Origin of the sequence: Kitasatospora sp. NPDC059462 (assembly GCF_042749955.1) — a bacterium.
Lineage (GTDB): Bacteria > Actinomycetota > Actinomycetes > Streptomycetales > Streptomycetaceae > Kitasatospora.
Genome location: NZ_JBHYUU010000032.1, coordinates 3,331 through 20,908, shown reverse-complemented (window position 1 = coordinate 20,908; position 17,578 = coordinate 3,331). Strand labels below are relative to the sequence as shown.

Below are 17,578 nucleotides of genomic sequence, written 5' to 3'. Positions count from 1 at the left end.
CGCAGGTTGCTGGGGTGTCGTTTGGGCGGCAGGTCGGTGGGCGCGTCCCCCGGGCCGCTGGGGCCCTGAGCCCCGGGGGGCGGTTCACCCTTACCCGCGGGGTGACCGCCCGCGCCGTGTGCTCCTCGTCCTCCGCGCGCCGCTCAGACCTCGGTGCGGTGGAAGTTCAGGTAGGACCGGGACGGCGTCGGACCGCGCTGCCCCTGGTACCGCGAGCCGTACCGCTCCGAGCCGTACGGGTGCTCCGACGGCGAGGAGAGCCGGAACAGGCAGAGCTGCCCGATCTTCATCCCCGGGTAGAGCTTGATCGGCAGCGTCGCGACGTTCGACAGCTCCAGCGTGACGTGCCCGCTGAAGCCCGGGTCGATGAAGCCCGCCGTGGAGTGCGTCAGCAGCCCGAGCCGGCCCAGGCTGGACTTCCCCTCCAGCCGCGAGGCGACGTCCTCCGGCAGCGTGATGACCTCGTAGGTCGACGCCAGCACGAACTCGCCCGGGTGCAGGATGAACGCCTCGTCGCCCTCCGGCTCGACCAGCCGGGTCAGGTCCGGCTGCTCCTCGGAGGGGTCGATGTGGGGGTAGCGGTGGTTCTCGAAGACCCGGAAGAAGCGGTCCAGCCGCACGTCGATGCTCGACGGCTGGATCATCGCGGGGTCGAACGGATCGATCACCACCCGGCCGTTGTCGATCTCGGTCCGGATGTCCTTGTCAGAGAGCAGCACGCTTCGAGGTTACGTGCACGACGCGGCCCCGGACGAATCGTCCGGGGCCGCACCTGCCACTTCTCTCCCTCGTCAGCCCCCGCCCGACCCCGTCAGGCGAGGAACTCCGCGGCCTCCAGCCGCAGCGCCCGGGCCAGTTGCGGCTCGGACAGCTCCCGCACATCGGCCAGCACCGAACTCCGCAGCCGTCCGCACTGCGGACACCTGATCAGCCGGCCGGGCCCCAGCCGGCCGGGTCCGAGGTTCTGCATCGGGAACGTGGTGGTGCTGAACAGGTGCCCCTCGGCACAACGAACGACGGCGCGCTGCTCCATCGATCCCCTTCCCATCCTTACCCCAGTACTCACCCGTACTCATCGCCCCGAACGGCGGAGCCCCCGGGACCAGCGTCACATTAGGGGATGTACCGGACATCTCACACCAAGGCTCGCCGCCCCGCCCCCACCCGCCGGAGCACTCTCACGCGGCCCACACAGTACGCCCCCGCCCCCACCCCCCGCCCCTCCACCACACCCCCGCCCCACCTGTGCATCCACCGTCACGGATGGGGTACAGTGAGGGGCAGATCGAGCGGTCTCTGACGGCTCATCAGGCGGGCGTAGTTTAATGGTAGAACATGAGCTTCCCAAGCTTAGAGCGCGAGTTCGATTCTCGTCGCCCGCTCCATCGTGAAAGCCGCAGGTCATCTGACCTGCGGCTTTCGTATTGTCTGGACCAATTCGGGCTCGCCGTGCCAGATCCGTGCCAGAAGCCGAAGATCGGCGACTGCTGGGCCGCTATCGGCTGGCAGGTCGCCGCGGGCGAATCCGGCGATGCCGGGGATCACGATGGGCGGCTCGGGCAGTACGGGATCACCTTCCCGGGCTGTGCTCGCCATCGGATTCGGCGGCCCGGTCCGCTTCCAGCCCGTCGATCGGTGCCCACTCGTGCTCCAGGACCGAGTAGGTGATCGAGTCGCGCCACGCCCCGTGGACGAAGACGTGGTCGCGGATGCGACCGTCCTCTGCCATCCCGGCGCGGAGAAGCGTTCGCGCGGAGGCCTCGTTGAGCGGTGATCGGGCGGCCCAGATGCGGTGCAGGCCGAGAGTGTTGAAGCCGAGGGCACACAGCAGGTGGACGGTCTCCGTGCCGAGGCCCTTGCCCCACGCGGCCGGGTGGAGGGCGAAGCCGATGGTGGCGGCCTGCTGCGGCTCGGTGGCCAGGCGAGCGTAGCCGATCAGCTGGTGCTCACCGCGGCGGGTCACGGCCAGGCAGTACTCAGTACGCGGGGTGACGTGCGCAGAGTCGATGGAGCGAGCGGTGATCGCCTCGACCTGCTCGCGGGTGCGGGGTTCGAAGCTGAGGTGCCGGGTGGCCTCGGGATCGCCGTAGATGGCCAGGAGATCGTCGGTGTCCTCGGGTTCGACTTCGCGCAGTGCCAGGTTGGGGCCGGTCACACGGAGTGGGGTCATGGCTGCGGAGCCTATCCGCGGGGTCACCGGACGAGGGCCGAGGTGGGGGTGGTGGTGAAGGCCTCGATCTCCTGGCGCAGACCGGCCGCCGCGCCGCCGCTGCTGCGACGGCGGGCGCCGTGCAGGGCGGCGTGGACGCGTCGGGCGCTGCTGACGATGCCGAAGTTCCGTTGTTCGACGGGGAGGTCGAGCACGGGGCGGACGGCCTCGGCGGCGCCCTCGATCTCGCCCCGGGCGATGCGGGCGAGGGCGAGGTCGGTCTGGGCGCCGGCCTGGTCGCCGAAGGCCCACTCGTCCTCGGTGGCGTTGCGGTAGGCGGAGACGGCGGCTTCGGACTGGCTCTCGCCGAGGGCCGCGTCCTCCCCGAGCTGCACGGTGGCCTCCGCGACGTAGTAGAGCTGACGCGGCAGCGGGAAGGTCATGATGCCGCCGAAGGCATCGAGGTCGTCGGGTTCGGCGGTCGCGCGGGCTTCCTCGGCTTGCCGGATGGCGGTGCGGGTGGCCTCGCCGTCGCCGAGGAGAGAGTGGGCGCGGGCGGAGAGGCAGGGCAGCCAGACGCTGGTGGTGCCGCGGACCTGGCCGGTGGAGCCCTGCCCGAGAGCGGCGTAGTCGGCGGCCTCGCCGGGGCGGCCGGCCCAGTAGGAGATCAGCGACTGGAGCGAGCGGACCCAGGCGCGCATGGCGTGGTGGTCGGCGTTGTCGGCGCAGACGAAGGCGGTGCGGGCCTGCATCATGGCGGCGCTCGGATTGCCCAGGTCGTGGCTGGCCTTGGCGAGCATGCCGCAGGTGATCCCGGCGAGCAGGTACAGCTCTCGGGCCTGCAACGGCTTTACCCGTCCGTGCTCCAGCAGCTGGAAGGTGAGGTCCTGGATCTCGACCAGGTCGCCGAGCAGGGTCGGCAGTGCCAGCTTCGGGTAGGCGACGGTCAGCCGCCGCACCTCGTCGTCGATCTGGCCCAGGGTCTCCGAGCCGATGCTGCTGCCCTCCGCCATCGCGGTGAATCGAAGTGCACGACGAGCCGCCATCGTGACCTGCCTTTCCAATTCCGTGGTGCCCGCGTCGACGCGGGGCTCGCTGCTGGACGGGCCACCGACAGGAAGTGCCGCTGCCTGCTCGGGTGGGAGGAGGGCAGGGACCGGCCGTGGTGGCGGGACGGCGAACGAGGCGGTGGTGGCGGGCACGGATACGGGGCCGGCCGGTGCGGGCGCGAGGAGTTGGTCCACGCCGACGCCGAACATGGCCTCCAGCACCCGACACTGGTCCGGGTAGGGGCGGGTCTTCACCTCGCCGCCGTACCAGCGCTCGAACTGCCGCTTGGAGACCGACAACCCTCGGAGTCGGGGGTCACGTTCCTGCTCGGCGGCCGAGTTCGCCGTCGCCTCGAACCGAAGGCGGAAGGTCTCGTAGATCTGCCAATGCCGCTGTAGCGTCAAAACCCTGAGGAGCGTGGGAGTTTCAGCCATCGCGGATCATCTCCGTCCCCGTTCGTTGCTCTGACGATAGCCATCGTCGCTCGACAGGAAACCCGTTCGAGGGCGTCCCGGCCCAGATGGCGGCGGCCATGACGGCAGTCATGACGCGCACCGACGTGGCCGGCCTCTCGGGATGACGGGACGGTGGCGGCGGCCGCGTCGTATCGGTGCCGCACCCGGCGCCGCCATCCTGAACGTCACCTCGCTGTCCGTGCATATCCGACAGCGAAGCGTGAGATCAAGGGCGCTGGGATCCGCGCCCGATCGACCCCATCCAGCACCACGTGCATTCCGGTTCGCCATGCCGCGAGCCGGCAACGGGAGGGAACCGATGGACAACACCCTGACCGCTCTGGCCGGGCAGATCGCCCAGCTGGACGCCGTGGACTCCGCCCCCTTTGAGCGGATGCGCCACGAAGCCCTGACCGCCCGGGCCCCCTGGAAAGCGGAGTACGGCGCCTACCAGTCCGGCGGCTGGTGGACCACCTCGCTGATGAACGCCTCCGGCGACGCCACCGACGTGACGATCGGCGACTGCGCGGCCCGGCCGACCGACCTGCTGGGCCGGATGCCGGCCACCGCCGCATTCCTGGCCGACCTCGGCCTGGACTTCATGTGGGTGCGGCTCGCCCGGCTGGAGGGCAACGCCTTCCTCTGGGAGCACCGCGACTACGACGACCTCGACCAGGTCGAACGGCACCGGCTGCACATCCCGCTGCACACCAACAGGTCCGCCTTCCTGGTCACCGGCGGCACCAAGGTGCACATGACCGGCGGGCGGATCTGGAGGCTCACTCCGACGTACGCCCACGGGGTGTGCAACCTGCTCGGCCCGGACCGGATCCACCTGATCGCCGACGTGTACGCCGACGACGCCTACCGGCACCTGGCCCGACGCCCCGCGCTCAGCCCGGTGGTCGCGGAGCCGCTGCCCGTCGCCGACCAGACGGTCCTGGCCGCGCGGCTGGAGAGCGCCCGAAACATGGCCGCCCTCGGCTACACGGAGGCGGCCGAGCGGATGCTGCTGCGGCTCTTCTACACCTACGCCCTGCCGGAAGGCACGGTCTACGACCTGATCGCCGAACTGCACACCTCCCTCGGCGACATGGAGGCCGCGACGCGCTGGGAGACCGCCAAACGCCGCCTCCTCGCCATCCCCGCCTGATCCCAGCCCGTACCTTCGCCCGGAAGGAAGAAGCGCATGCCCACCCTGCAACTGGCGGCGATCACCCAGGCCAACCGGCCCGCACAGCTGCCGCTGCTGTCGAAGCTCGGCGACATCCTGGCCACCTCCCCGGCGGTGACCCACCTGATGGTCCGCGGGTCGCTGGCCCACGGCACCGCCGACCGCCTGTCCGACGTCGACTTCGTCGCCGGCGTCCACGACGCCCGGTTCCCGTCGTTCGTCGAGGCCCTGGAGACCTTGATGCCGGTCGCGGCCAGCGCCCTGCTTCCCGGCTGGCGCGACACGATCGTCGCCGACCTCGGCGGCGTCGGAATGGTCTTCCTCGTCCCGGACGAGGGGAAGCTCCACCAGATCGACCTCTACGTCGCACCGGCCTCCCGGATCCCGCAACTGCAGGAGACGGTCAGTACCGCCGTCCTCCTCGACCGCCGGCCCGGACCGGTCACCGCGTCGGACGTCGCGGCGGCCGAGAGCTTCACCGCCGCCTTCCTCGCCCGGCCGCGCTCCTGCGCCGAGCTGCTGATCGAACACCTGGTGCTGGCCGTTCTCCTGCGCAAGCGGATCAAGCGCGGCCAGCGGTTCGTGGCGTACTCCGAGTGGCACCGCCTGCACACGGCCACGAAGGACCTGATCAAGACCGCCCTGGCCCCCGCCTCGCGGTTCTGGGGCTGGTACCAGCTGTGCGAGGAGATCGCCGTCACCCCGATCGGCCGCGCCTGCCTGGGCGACCTGGACGCCGCGATCAGCGGCCCGGCCATCCCGGAGGCGGCCGACGTCACCGAGGCGATCGAGCGAGTGCTCGCCCTGGCCGAGCGAGCCTGCCCGCAGGCGCTCGACGGCCTGCACGACGCCGTCGCCGCCTACCGCACCTACCAGGAGCTGGTGTGAACGCACTCCACCTCGCGGGCCCGGCCGCCAGCCGGGCCCGCGAGGGCCTGACCGCCGTCTTCTTCGGCGGCGTCGTCCCCGCCTCCGCCCAGGAGGAGACGCTGGCCGAGGAGATCGGCCGGGCCCTCGCCCAAGCCGGCTACCAGCTTCTGCACGGCGGCTACAACGGGCTGATGGAGGCCGCCGCCCGCGGAGCCGGAGGCCAGGGAGTCACGGTCACCGCCGTCACGCTGACCGGCAAGAACGACGAGTGGGGCGCGTTCAACCCGCACACCACCCTGTCCGTCCACGTGCCCGACCCCGGCGCCCGCCTCAACCACTACCTGGAGAACGCCGACCTGGTCGTCGCCATGGGCGGCGGAGTCGGCACCCTCCACGAGCTGACCGCCGCCCTCTATTACGCGACCACCATCCGGCCCGTGCCGGTCTGTCTCGCGGGCGCGTCGGCCCTGCGCCTGCTCGCCTTCCTGCGCGAGGAGCGGTGGCTGTACGAGACCCCGACCCGGTCGCTCGGCTTCCTCACCACCGCCGAGTCCGCCGACGCCTTCCGCGCCCACCTGGCCGCGCTCGACACCACCCCGATCGGAGGAGCATGACCCCCCGCACCCCGTCGGCCGGCCTCGCCGCCCGACTCGCCGAAACCGCGTGCGTCAACGCCCCGTTCAAGCTCGTCGACGGCGGCCGGCTCGACGCGTACTTCGACGAGTACCGGCTCGCCTCCGACCCCGCGCTCCTGCGTGACACCGCCACCGCCATGGCCGACCTCGTCCCCGACGACGCCCAGGTGCTCGCCGGCATCGAACTCGGCGGCGTCCCCCTCGTCGTGGCGCTGTCCGCGGCCACCGGCCTGCCCGCCGTCTTCGTGCGCCGCAAGCCCAAGAGCTACGGCTCGCGCCACCAGGTCGAAGGCCTTCCCATCCACGGCCGCCGCATCGTCCTGGTCGACGACGTGGTCCGCTCCGGCGGCCAACTGCTCCACATGGCACGCATCCTGCGGATGGTAGGCGGACCGGTCGCCCACGCGCTCTGTGTCCTGGAGCGTCCGCTCGGCGGCCGGACGCTGCTGGCCGAGCACCGTGTCACCCTGAACTCGCTGTTCACCGAAGCCGACCTGCCGTCACCCCGGGCGGGCGGTGCCGCGTGAAGCGGGCCGTGCTCTTCGACCTCGACGGCGTCCTCGTCGACAGCCGGGACGCCCAACTCGCGACTTTGGCAGGCTACGCGACCGCCGCGCTCGGCAGGCGGGTGACCGTCGCCGATCTCCCTGACGGCGCCGCTAACACCCCGCGCGAGTACGTCCTGTCCGACCTCGGACTGGACGGATCGGTCAACGAGGAAGGCTGGGCCGCGGCGAGCGCCACGGCCACCCTGACCGCCGAGGTGTTCCCGTACGTCGCCCAGACCCTTGCGGCGCTCCGCGAGGCGGGAGTCGGCACCGGTGTCGTCACCCTGCGAAGCCGCGAACGGGTCAACTGGCTGCTGCCGCCGGACATCCTCGACCAGCTGGACACGGTCGTCTGCTACGAGGACGCCCAGCCCAAGCCCGCCCCCGACGGGGTCCTGCTCGCCCTCGAACGGCTCGACGTCACCCCGAGAGCGGGCATCTTCGTCGGCGACACCGAGACCGACATCCACGCCGCCCACGCCGCGGGCGTCACCGCCGTCGGCGCAGGTTGGGGCTTCGCCGGCCCCGAAGCCCTCACCCGGGCGGGAGCCCACCTCGTGATGCCCCGCGCCGACCACGCCGCCTTCGTTCTGCCCCTCCTGGTCGGCATCGGCCGTCAGGAGGACAACTCCAAGCGATCTTGACTCCGTAGCCGCTACTGTTGGTGGCGCAGTCGCAGCGGACCGTTGCGTCCGTTGTCGGCTGCGCCACCTCAGAGCGACGGATACCGGAGTCATGGTCTACACCGTGGGGGCGCGAGCTATCTGCGCCGAGCTGGAGAACTGAGAACCACTCAGTCCTCGTTCTCGGCCCGGCTCGGCGTGTGATCACCCCCCCCACCTCTCCGCGACTCTTCCGTGAGGGCCCTACCGCCATGCGCTCGACGCAGATCCGCTCCACCTTCCTGGACTTCTTCACCTCACGCGGCCACCGCCACGTCCCGTCCAGCCCGCTCATCCCCTCCGACCCGACCCTGCTGCTGGCCAACGCCGGCATGAACCAGTTCAAGCCCTACTTCCTGGGCGAGGTCACCCCGGAGTACCCCCGCGCCACCACCATCCAGAAGTGCGCCCGCACCTCCGACATCGACAACGTCGGCCGCACCAACCGGCACGCCACGTTCTTCGAGATGATGGGCAACTTCTCCTTCGGCGACTACTTCAAGGCCGACGCCATCGCCTACGCCTGGGAACTCCTCACCCAGGGCTACAACCTGGAGAAGGACCGCCTCTGGATCACCGTCCACCAGAGCGACGACGAGGCCGAACAGCTCTGGCGCAAGATCGGCGTCCCCGCCGACCGCATCCAGCGCCTCGGCGCGGACAACTTCTGGGACATGGGCGTTCCCGGCCCCTGCGGCCCCTGCTCCGAAGTCAACTACGACCGGGGCCCGGCTTTCGGGCGCGAGGGCGGACCGGCCGTCGACGGCGAACGGTACGTCGAGATCTGGAACCTCGTCTTCATGCAGTCCATGCGCGGCGAGGACGACGGCAATGGCACCTTCCCGATCCTCGGCGACCTCGCCCAGCAGAGCATCGACACCGGCCTCGGCCTCGACCGCCTCGCCGCGATCCTCCAGGACGTCGAGAACGTCTGCAGCACCGACCTCCTCCTGCCCACCCTCACCACCGTCCAGGAACTCGCCGGCCGCGACTACCCGGGCAGCGGCTCCGGTGGCGAGGGGAAGGTCTCCTTCCAGGTCGTCTCCGAGCACGCCCGCTCCATCGCCTACCTCATCGCGGACGGCGTGCTGCCCGCCAAGGACGGCCGCGGCTACGTCCTGCGCCGCCTGATGCGCCGCGCGATCCGCCACGCCCGGATGCTCGGCATCGACCAGCCCGTCCTCGCCCCGGCCACCGCCAGCGTCATTGCCAACCTCGGCGACGTCTGGCCCGAACTGGTGGGCCAGGCCTCCCTCATCGAGCAGGTCGTCACCGCCGAGGAGGAGTCCTTCACCCGCACCCTCGCCCAGGGCACCCGGCTTCTCAACGCCGCCGTCACCCGCAGCCGCGAGGGCCGCACCACCACCCTCACCGGAGACACCGCCTTCGAACTGCACGACACCTACGGCTTCCCCGTCGAGCTGACCATCGAGGCCGCCCGCGACGCCGGGCTGATCGTCGACGAGGACCGCTTCACCGCCCTGCTCGCCGAACAGCAGAAGCGTGCCAAGGCGGGCGGCAAGGCCAGGACCGCCGAGGCCCTGCGCCGACAGGACGCCTACCGCGAACTGTCCTCCCGCCACGGCCGCACCGACTTCACCGGCTACGACCGCCTCGACACCGAAGCCACCGTCCTCGGCCTCATCTCCGACGGCACCGTCGTGCCCGGCGCCGACCAGGGCAGCACGCTCGAACTGGTCCTGGACCGCAGCCCGTTCTACGCCGAGTCCGGCGGCCAGGTCGGCGACACCGGCACCATCCGTACCACCGGCGGCGCGCTCCTGGAGGTCCTGGACACCAGGCTCGGCCTGGAGGGCTTCCACGTCCACACCGTCCGCATCCGCGAAGGCGAGATCCGCAGCGGCGAGCAGGCCGAAGCCCTCGTCGACGGCCCGCGCCGCGACGCCGTCGCCCGCTCCCACTCCGCCACCCACGTCCTGCACGCCATGCTCCGCCGCACCCTCGGCGACCACGCCCGCCAGCACGGCTCCCTCGTCGACGCCGGCCGCCTGCGCTTCGACTTCGCCCACTTCTCCGCCGTCGACCCCGCCCAGCTCGCCGCCATCCAGACCCTCGTCAACGACCACCTCCTCGACGACCCCGAAGTCCGCATCTGGCACGCCACCCGCTCCGAGGCCGAGGCCGCCGGAGCAACCGCCCTCTTCGGCGAGAAGTACGGCGACCACGTCCGCATCGTCGACATCGGCGACTTCTCCCGCGAACTCTGCGGCGGCACCCACGTCCCCCACGGCGCGAACGCCGGCCCCGTCCGCATCCTCGGCGAAGCCTCCATCGGCTCCAACCTGCGCCGCATCGAAGCCCTCACCGGCCGCGACGCCCTCACCTACCACGACACCGAACGTCGCCTCCTCGAAGAACTCTCCGCCCTCCTCGGAACCCGCCCCCAGGACGCCCCAGACACCCTCCGCAAGCGCCTCGACGCCCTCACCACCGCCCAACAGGAACTCGCCCGCCTCCGCGACGCCGAGCTGCACACTCGCGCCCAGCAACTCGCCGCCATCGCCCGCACCGTCCCCGGCGGCCGGATCGTCGCCGAGAAGGTCACCGGCCTGGTCCCTGACGAACTCCGCGCCCTTGCCGCTAACACCGCCGACCTTCTGGGCAGCGACCACGCCGTCGTCGTCCTCGGCACCGAGCACGGCGGCAAGGCCCTCCTCGCCGCCGCCATCACCCGCAGCATTCTCACTGCTGGCACTCAGGCCAGTCAGCTTCTCGCCTCCGCCGCCCGCACCGTCGGCGGCGGAGCCGGTGGCAAGGGCCCAGTTGCCAGTGCCGGCGGACGCCGCCCTGAGGCCCTCGACGAGGCCCTCACCATCGCCGCGCAGGACGCTGCCCGAGCCCTCGACCAGTAGCGTCGGCCGCCAGCGAGTGTGGTCGGTGCCTTCCAGCTGGGGAGGCGCCGACCGCATGTTTTCACCGTTCCCGGCCAGCTGCGGCAAGGTCTTTCAGCAGGACCACGCTCTCGTAGTTGGTCACGTCCCACCGCCACGTCCCAACGGGGACGTACCCCCGTCGGCGATACCAAGCGACCAGCTCAGTGGCCTCGGCCGACGTATCGATGACCGCTTCCGCGGCCCCGAGAGCGACGATGCGGTCCTCCGCCACGGTCAACAGCCGTTGTCCGAGGCCCGTCCCCTGACACGCGGGATCCACCGCGAGCTGCCAGAATGAGCCCGCATCGGCTGGTGCCGGATACCCCACGGGCACCGTGTACGGTGCCGCTACCGTCACCGACCCGACCAGCTCAGCGCCTTGGAAGGCGAGCCAGCACTCCCCCCTCCCCATCCGGGTAGCCGTATCCTGCACGGACTGGTACGACGCGAAGAAGACCCTGCCAGCCGCTGCATGAGCGGCGTATGCGCGGTGCAGGAGCAGGGTGAGCTCCTCGGCCGAATCGCCATCGGTGAATCGCCGAATCGAGATGCCTCCCCCGAGGCCATCCGACCGGCCGTGAACGCTGCGCAAGATCACAATGAACAGTTTCGCTCCGATACAGCCGGAGGACCTCCGGGAACCCGTTGGGCTTGCCTACTCGCCGCCCGGTGACCGGTCAGTGCGTAGCGACCGGACACCACTCAGGGCATGGCCTCGAACGCCTCCTGCACCGGCGGGCAGGAAACAGGTGGTCGTAGAGTGGTCGTCGCAGTCGTAGTGGAAGACCAGCTGTCAGTAGTCCGACATGCGCTTCCACCACAGTCGATCCGCCGCGTCCACCAGCTGGATCCGCCAACAATGGGGGCAAACCCAGCGACTTGCCGGCAGGAGTCGCGCAGCGGCTCCAGATCGTCGCGTGACGCGGCTGGACGGCTACAGTCGTCGCCATGAGCGACTCCCCGTCCCACGAGGTCGTGGCCCAGCCCCGCACCGCCGCGGGCGTGCTCTTCTTCGACGAGGACGACCGCGTCCTCCTCGTGAAGCCGACCTACAAGCCCGGCTGGGAGATCCCCGGCGGCTACCTCCACGCCGGCGAGACCCCGAGCGAGGGCGCTGCCCGGGAGGTCAAGGAGGAACTCGGCATCACCCCGCCGATCGGCCGCCTGCTCGTCGCCGACTGGGCGCCCCACCCCACCGAGGGCGACAAGCTCCTCTTCGTCTTCGACGGCGGCGTCCTCCCCGCCGACGAGCTCGACAACATCACCATCGACCAGGTGGAGATCGGCGAGTACGCCTTCCACGCCACCGACCAGCTCAACGCACTCCTCATCCCGCGCCTCGCCCGCCGCCTTCACGCCGCTTGTGCCGCCAGGGCGAAGCCCGAGACGGTCTACTTGGAGCACGGGGCGACCCGCTCGTAGGCCGTAATACGACTCCGTGGCACACCTCGTACTTCGCGAACCGGGGGCCACCACCTCCGCCGCAGTGCCGAAATGGCGATGTACTGGGTAACGTGCGATTGCGAGGGCCTGGGCGTGCTAGTGTCCGTCCAATGGCCCGGAGGTGGGCCAGTGGCGAGCCGATTGCCCGGACGAGTGTGTGTGAAGGCCCCAAAGGTGAGATGCCTAACCTCCAGTTTCAATGACTTAATTCGCCTTGCGCTGCACTGCTCTCAAATGCGGCCGCAATCCGGGTTGTAGCCGCGGATGAGATGGCAATGCCGCACACTCACGACAGGGCTGCCTTTGAGGCTCGCCGTAGGTTCCTGAATCTTCCGAAGCAGGTGCTCCGCCACTGCTGCACTGAAGGAAAAATCTCCCTGGACGCCTCAGGTGGCGGACAGCATCAATTTCAGGCGCTCCTGTTCGAATGTTTCTTCAGCTCGGACGAAGATCACCCGTGGGATCGCATGATCGGTCGAACGTTCCGGCAGTTGATCTGCTACTTCAGCTGGGTGGCGCCGCAGCCTGATCGTCTGATTGTTCGGACCAACACCGCAGACCGCATTGCCAGCTACCTTCTGCCTCATGCTCGAGTGTTCGATGATGGTTCGTATGAACACCTCGAAGGCCCAAAGATTCCCAAGCTTAGAGCGCGAGTTCGATTCTCGTCGCCCGCTCCGGCAGGCAAAAGCCGCAGGTCATAGGACCTGCGGCTTTTGTGTTGTCCGGGGGTGGGGTCAGGGGACGCGGGGGAGGGTGCGGATGGGGCGGGTGGCGAGGAGGGCGGTGGCGGTGAGGAGGGCGACGGCGGCGCCGAGGAGGAGGACGTGGTCGGTGCCGAAGGCGTGGGTGGCGGGGCCGGCGAGGGCGCTGCCGAGGGGGTACATGCCGACGGAGCCGGCCACCTCGTAGGCGTGGACGCGGTTGAGGACCTCGCCCGGGACCTGGGTCTGGACGCTGGTGGCCCACATGACGCTCCAGATGCCGGTGCCGGTGCCGACCGCGATCTGGGCGGCGGCGAGCAGCCAGAGCGGCCAGCCGAGGACGATGCCGAGCGGGTAGAGGGGGTAGGCCAGCATCGCCACGGCGCCGGCGGCGAGCGGGCGGGCGGGTTTCCAGCGGATCGCCAGCAGGCCGCCGGCCACGGTGCCCGCGCCCAGGGCGCCGTTGAGCAGGCCGAAGGCGGTGGCGCCGTGTTCGGGGACGACGACGCCGGCGGCGACCGACAGTTGCGGGCCCCAGGAGAGCACGGCGAAGACCATCCAGATCACGATCACGCCCCAGAGCCAGCTGCGGGAGCGGAACTCCCGCCAGCCGACCGCCAGGTCGTGCCAGAGGCCGCCGCCGCGCGGCGGGGCGGGCACCGGGCCGAGCCGGAGGGTGAACAGGCAGGCGGCGCTGGTCCCGTAGGCGACGGCGGAGATCACCATCACCCAGGCGGTGTCCCCGAGTCCGACCAGGACGCCGGCCAGGGCCGGGCCGCCGAGGCCGGTGAGCGCCTCGGAGGTGCGCAGCACGCCGTTGGCGCCCTGGACGTCGCGGGAGACCAGCGGGATGGTCGAGGCGGCGCCCGGCTGGAACATCGCGTTGGCGGTGCCGGCCACGACCAGCAGCGCGTACAGCTGCCAGAGGTGGTCGATGCCGTGCAGGAACAGCAGGGCGAGCAGGACGTGGGCGACGAGGTTGGCGAGGTCGGCGCCGATCATCATCCGGCGGGCGGTGAACCGGTCGGAGAGCACCCCGCCGAACAGCACCAGGCCGGCGAACGGGCCCACCAGGAAGGCCATCGCGTAGCCCGCGGTGTCCACGCCGTACCCGCCGCTGAGCAGGCCGGCCGAGACGGCGACGGGGAGCATCGCCCAGCTGAGCAGGCCCGCGCTGCGGGCGGTGAAGTAGCGGCGGAAGTTGCGGGACCAGATGTCGGGGAGCGGAGCTTCCGGGGGGCGGTGAGTCAGGAGGTCTTCCACGCCGACCACCGTAGGGAGGGGGACCGGTCGGGCTCCCGCAGCCGGACCGGAGGCGCGGAGACGCTCCGGGGGCCGGATTCCTTCCGGGTGCACCCGCGCTGACCTGCGGTTCTGCGGCGACGCCCGGCGGCCCGGCCGGGGGACCGGCAGAACCGGGGAAACTGCCGGGCGGGCCCTTCTGCCGGGCGCGGGCAGGCGGCCGGGCGCCCGCGCCTCAGCGGGGCCGGGCGGCGCCTCCCATCGCCCGGTGCAGCCGCAGCGCCTCGCGCCAATGGCCGAACGCCCGGCCGCGCGCGCCGAGGGCCGCCTGGGCGTGGCCGAGCGCGAGGTGGCTGCGCGCCTCCCCGGGCCGGTGCCCGGTCTCGCGGTGCACGGCGAGGGCGGCGCGTCCGCTCTCCAGGGCGGGCCGCGACTCGCCCCGGCGGACCCGGACGCCGGCCAGCGCGTCGAGCGCGCAGCCTTCGAGCATCCGGAACCGGGCCTCCCGGGTGAGCGCGACGGCCTGCTCCGCGGTGTCCAGGGCGGCCCCCGGGTCGAGGCGCGCCTGGGCGGTCGCGAGTCCGACCAGGGCGGCGGCCTGCGGGAACCGGTCGTTCACCAGCTCGGCGAGGCGCAGCGCCTGCCGGTAGCTGTCGGCCGCGTCGGCCGGCGCGTGGGCGCGCTCCTGCGCGGCGCCCAGGGCCAGGAAGGCGTTGGCCTCCAGCGCCCGGTTGCGCAGGGTGCGCGCGGCGGCGAGCGCGGTGCGGGCCAGCAGCAGGCCGGTGGTGTGGTCGCCCAGGTCGGTGTACGCGCCGGAGAGGCCGTTCAGGGCGACCGTCTCGCTGTACCGGTTGCCGCTGCGCAGATGGACCGGGAGGGTCCCGCCGAGCACCCGGATCGCGTCCCCGGGGCGTCCCAGCGCCCGGTGGACGACGCCGAGGTTGGTGTGCGAGACCGCCTCGGCGCGGGCCGCGTCGTGCTCGCGGAAGTGCCGGGCCACCTGCGAGAAGTGCGCGGCGGCCTCGTGCAGCCGGCCGAGCTTCCAGCAGACCAGGCCGAGGGTGGCGATGTCCTCGTCGGAGCCCTCCCGGCGGCCGGGCCGGGTGCGCCGCAGCCGGGCGGCGGTGGCGACCTCGAAGCAGTCGCCGGTGTACATCCCGGTGGACAGGTAGCTGTGCAGGCTCTCGGCCAGCCGCCGGGCCACGGTGGCGAAACCGGCGTCGGACGCCTCCCGGACGGCGCCGGCCAGGTTCTCCCGTTCGCGCTCCAGCCACTCCGCGGCCCGGCCGTGGTCCGGGAAGGGCGGCGGCCCGGCCGGCGCCGGTCCGGCCGGGGCGGCGGGGAAGAGCAGCAGGGCCGCCGCGTCCGTACGGTGCAGGTACCAGGCGAAGAGCCGCTCGCGGGCGGCGTGCGCCTCCGTGCCGCCGGCCAGCTCGCGGGCGTGGGAGCGCAGCAGGTCGTGCAGTCCGAACCGGCCGGCCGACCGTTCCTGCACCAGGTGGGCGTCGGCCAGGACCGCCAGCAGCGCGGCCGCCGCGGCCGGGTCCGCGCCGGCCAGCGCGGCGGCGCCGTCCGCGGTGAGATCGGGGCCGGGCATCAGGCCGAGCAGCCGGAACATCCGCCGGGCGGCGGGCGGGAGCGCGCGGTAGGAGAGGTCGAAGGCGGCCCGCACCGTGGAGCGCCGGTCGCCCTCGACGTGCAGCCGGCCGAGCACGTCGCCGCCCGCCAACTCGGCGCAGTAGCCGGCGATCCCGGTGCCGCGGGAGACCAGGTTGGCACCGGCGATCCGGATGGCCAGCGGCAGTCCGCCGCAGAGCCGGACGAGGGCGCGGGCCGCCTCCTCCTCGGCCGCGACCCGGCACTCGCCGACGACGTCGCCCAGCAGCCGGCGGGACTCCTCCGGACCGAGCACGTCCAGGCCGAGCTGGCGGGCGCCGTCGCCGGCGACCAGCCCGGCGAGCCGGCTGCGGCTGGTGATCAGCACGGCGCAGCCCGGGGCGCCCGGGATGAGCGGCCTGACCTGCTCGGCGTCGCGGGCGTTGTCCAGCACGATCAGCATCCGCCGGCCGGCGAGCAGGGTGCGGTACAGCGCGGCGGCCTCGTCCCGGTCGGCGGGCAGCCGGTCGGGCGGGGTGCCCAGGGCCCGGAGGAAGCGGTCCAGGACGTCGCCCGGGCGCAGCGCCGGGAGCCGGGAGTGGCCGCGCAGGTCGACGAACAGCTGGCCGTCCGCGAAGTGTTCGCGCCGCGCGTGCGCCCAGTGCGTGGCGAGGGCGGTCTTGCCGACGCCGGGCGCGCCGACCACCGCCACCACGTGCCGGCGGCGGGCCGGCTCGGGGGCGACGAGGGCGTCCAGCTCCTCCAGCTGCCGCCGCCGTCCGACGTAGCAGCCGGTGGCGGCGGGCAGTTGGGCCGGGAGCGGGAAGGACGGCGGGGCCGGGGCCGGGGCCGGGGCCGGGGCCGGGGGCTCGGGCGCAGCGGGGGGCGCGGGCGGGGCCGGGAGCGGGGCGAGCGGCAGTTGCCGGCGCAGCACCCGCAGCTGGGCGTCCTGGACCTCCGGGCCGGGGGCGATGCCCAGTTCCTCGTCGAGCCGCTCGCGCAGCCGGCCGAAGACGGCGAGTGCGGCGGCCTGCTCCCCGCAGCTCGCCAGCGCGAGGATCAGCCGGGCGTGCAGGCCCTCGTGCAGCGGCTCGGCGTCGACCAGCTCCGACAGCACCGGGACGGCCTCCGCGGAGCGGCGCAGCAGCAGCGCCGTGTCGGCGTGCGACAGCGCCGCCCTGACCCGCCGTTCGTCGGCGGCCACCGCGGCCGGGTGCCGGCGCAGCAGGGGGTCCGCGTCCGCGAGCACCGGGCCGCGCCAGGACCGCAGGGCCCGGGTGAGCGTCTCGTACGCGGTCCGCGGGTCCGGCGGCGCGGGGTGCCGGACCCGCGTCCGGTCCAGCAGGTCGTCGAAGCGGCCGAGGTCGGTGAGGTCCCGGGCCGCCTCCAGCAGGTAGCCGGTGGGGGTGCGGACGACGGCCGGCGGCGGGGCGGTCCGCGGGCCGCCGGGGTCCAGCAGCCGACGGACCTGGCTGACGTAGCCGTGGACGAGGCTCTGGTGGGAGCCGGGCGGCCCGGCCGGCCAGAGGACGTCGGTGATCTCCCGGTGGGTGGCGGGCGCGGGGTGCTTGAGCGCCAGCAGCCCGAGCAGGCGGCGCAGCATCGGGCTGGTGACGGGGACGGGCGTCCGGCCGTGCTGGAGGACGAGCGGGCCGAGGATCAGCAGCCGCGGTCCTCCGGCGCCGCGTGCCGGTCCGGTGCGGGCGGCGGCCAGCAGGTCCGTCAGTTCGGCGCCGGTCAGCTCCAGTGCCTCGGCCAGGTGCCGCAGGGTGCCCGCCCGGGGCCGGCGGACCCGGCCGTGCTCGATGTCGCGCAGCGCCCGGGTGCTGATCCCGGCCCTGGTCGCGGCCGTCTCCTGGCTGAGCCCGGCCCGGCCGCGGAACGCCTGGAGCCGCGCGCCGAGCGCCTCCGGCCCGTCCGCCGCGGCCGCCGCCGTCTCCTCCGCCATGGCGTCCCCCTCGTCCGGTGATCAGTGTGGACCGGCCCGATCCGCCGGGCAAGGGAGGTCCTCGGGGCGGGGAGGGCGGGGAGGACGAGGAGGGCGAGGAGGGGGAACCGGGGGCGGAAAACAGGGAGGCGCGGAGGGGGGGCCCCCCCCCACCCCCCCCCCCCCCGCGCCCCCCCGCGCGACCCCCCCCCCCCCCCACCCCCCCCCC

Annotated in this window: 15 protein-coding genes and 1 tRNA gene; 8 read left to right on the top strand and 8 right to left on the bottom strand. The window is 72.6% G+C overall.

The window, feature by feature from the left end; all coding sequences use genetic code 11:
- Positions 1-143 precede the first annotated feature (143 nt).
- Together dcd and ACFXAM_RS11815 are read right to left on the bottom strand one after the other, a co-directional pair.
- Positions 144-719, bottom strand: a complete 576-nt coding sequence (gene dcd, locus ACFXAM_RS11820) for a dCTP deaminase (RefSeq protein WP_380289985.1) — start codon at positions 717-719, stop codon at positions 144-146.
- A gap of 92 nt (positions 720-811) precedes the next feature.
- Entirely contained in the window at positions 812-1,048 is a 237-nt protein-coding gene (locus tag ACFXAM_RS11815) for a hypothetical protein (RefSeq protein WP_045938839.1), read from the bottom strand.
- A gap of 263 nt (positions 1,049-1,311) precedes the next feature.
- On the opposite strand from ACFXAM_RS11815, the gene ACFXAM_RS11810 reads away from it, so the two are divergent.
- A tRNA-Gly gene (locus ACFXAM_RS11810) sits at positions 1,312-1,385 on the top strand.
- 185 nt (positions 1,386-1,570) lie between these two features.
- Here ACFXAM_RS11810 and ACFXAM_RS11805 read toward each other — a convergent pair.
- Positions 1,571-2,170 (bottom strand): GNAT family N-acetyltransferase, encoded by a 600-nt coding sequence (locus ACFXAM_RS11805; protein WP_380289983.1) that lies wholly within the window; start codon positions 2,168-2,170, stop codon positions 1,571-1,573.
- A 23-nt stretch (positions 2,171-2,193) separates the two neighbouring features.
- Positions 2,194-3,633 carry a hypothetical protein gene (locus ACFXAM_RS11800; protein ID WP_380289981.1) on the bottom strand — a complete coding sequence of 480 codons (1,440 nt, stop codon included), beginning with the start codon at positions 3,631-3,633 and terminating at the stop codon, positions 2,194-2,196.
- 340 nt (positions 3,634-3,973) lie between these two features.
- Here ACFXAM_RS11800 and ACFXAM_RS11795 point away from each other — a divergent pair, with 340 nt between their 5' ends.
- The 6 genes from ACFXAM_RS11795 to alaS all read left to right on the top strand — a co-directional run bounded on the left by ACFXAM_RS11795 (position 3,974) and on the right by alaS (position 10,416).
- On the top strand, positions 3,974-4,807 hold the full coding sequence (locus ACFXAM_RS11795) for an aspartyl/asparaginyl beta-hydroxylase domain-containing protein (RefSeq protein ID WP_380289979.1): 834 nt from the start codon (positions 3,974-3,976) through the stop codon (positions 4,805-4,807).
- Between the two features lie 36 nt (positions 4,808-4,843).
- Positions 4,844-5,716 (top strand): hypothetical protein, encoded by an 873-nt coding sequence (locus ACFXAM_RS11790; protein WP_380289977.1) that lies wholly within the window; start codon positions 4,844-4,846, stop codon positions 5,714-5,716.
- Positions 5,713-6,312 carry an LOG family protein gene (locus ACFXAM_RS11785; protein WP_380289975.1) on the top strand — a complete coding sequence of 200 codons (600 nt, stop codon included), beginning with the start codon at positions 5,713-5,715 and terminating at the stop codon, positions 6,310-6,312. Before ACFXAM_RS11790 ends, ACFXAM_RS11785 begins: the two co-directional genes overlap by 4 nt.
- On the top strand, positions 6,309-6,860 hold the full coding sequence (locus ACFXAM_RS11780) for an orotate phosphoribosyltransferase (RefSeq protein ID WP_380289973.1): 552 nt from the start codon (positions 6,309-6,311) through the stop codon (positions 6,858-6,860). The genes ACFXAM_RS11785 and ACFXAM_RS11780 overlap by 4 nt, the downstream gene beginning before the upstream one ends.
- Positions 6,857-7,525: an HAD family hydrolase gene (locus ACFXAM_RS11775; RefSeq protein ID WP_380289971.1), complete on the top strand. Its 669-nt coding sequence runs from the start codon at positions 6,857-6,859 to the stop codon at positions 7,523-7,525. Before ACFXAM_RS11780 ends, ACFXAM_RS11775 begins: the two co-directional genes overlap by 4 nt.
- Positions 7,526-7,755: 230 nt before the next feature.
- Complete coding sequence (gene alaS / locus ACFXAM_RS11770; RefSeq protein ID WP_380289969.1) at positions 7,756-10,416, top strand: alanine--tRNA ligase; 2,661 nt, start codon at positions 7,756-7,758, stop codon at positions 10,414-10,416.
- Between the two features lie 61 nt (positions 10,417-10,477).
- On the opposite strand, the gene ACFXAM_RS11765 is transcribed toward alaS, so the two are convergent.
- Positions 10,478-11,035, bottom strand: coding sequence for a GNAT family N-acetyltransferase (locus ACFXAM_RS11765; protein ID WP_380289967.1), 558 nt, complete (start codon positions 11,033-11,035; stop codon positions 10,478-10,480).
- A 350-nt stretch (positions 11,036-11,385) separates the two neighbouring features.
- Here ACFXAM_RS11765 and ACFXAM_RS11760 point away from each other — a divergent pair, with 350 nt between their 5' ends.
- Positions 11,386-11,859 (top strand): NUDIX domain-containing protein, encoded by a 474-nt coding sequence (locus ACFXAM_RS11760; RefSeq protein ID WP_380289965.1) that lies wholly within the window; start codon positions 11,386-11,388, stop codon positions 11,857-11,859.
- Between the two features lie 407 nt (positions 11,860-12,266).
- Here the strand turns inward: ACFXAM_RS11760 and ACFXAM_RS11755 are convergent, their stop codons facing one another.
- The 3 genes from ACFXAM_RS11755 to ACFXAM_RS11745 form a co-directional block, all read right to left on the bottom strand.
- Entirely contained in the window at positions 12,267-12,467 is a 201-nt protein-coding gene (locus tag ACFXAM_RS11755; protein WP_380289963.1) for a hypothetical protein, read from the bottom strand.
- 150 nt (positions 12,468-12,617) lie between these two features.
- Positions 12,618-13,847, bottom strand: coding sequence for an MFS transporter (locus tag ACFXAM_RS11750; RefSeq protein ID WP_380289961.1), 1,230 nt, complete (start codon positions 13,845-13,847; stop codon positions 12,618-12,620).
- A 214-nt stretch (positions 13,848-14,061) separates the two neighbouring features.
- Positions 14,062-17,370, bottom strand: coding sequence for a BTAD domain-containing putative transcriptional regulator (locus ACFXAM_RS11745; protein WP_380289959.1), 3,309 nt, complete (start codon positions 17,368-17,370; stop codon positions 14,062-14,064).
- Positions 17,371-17,578: the final 208 nt, after the last annotated feature.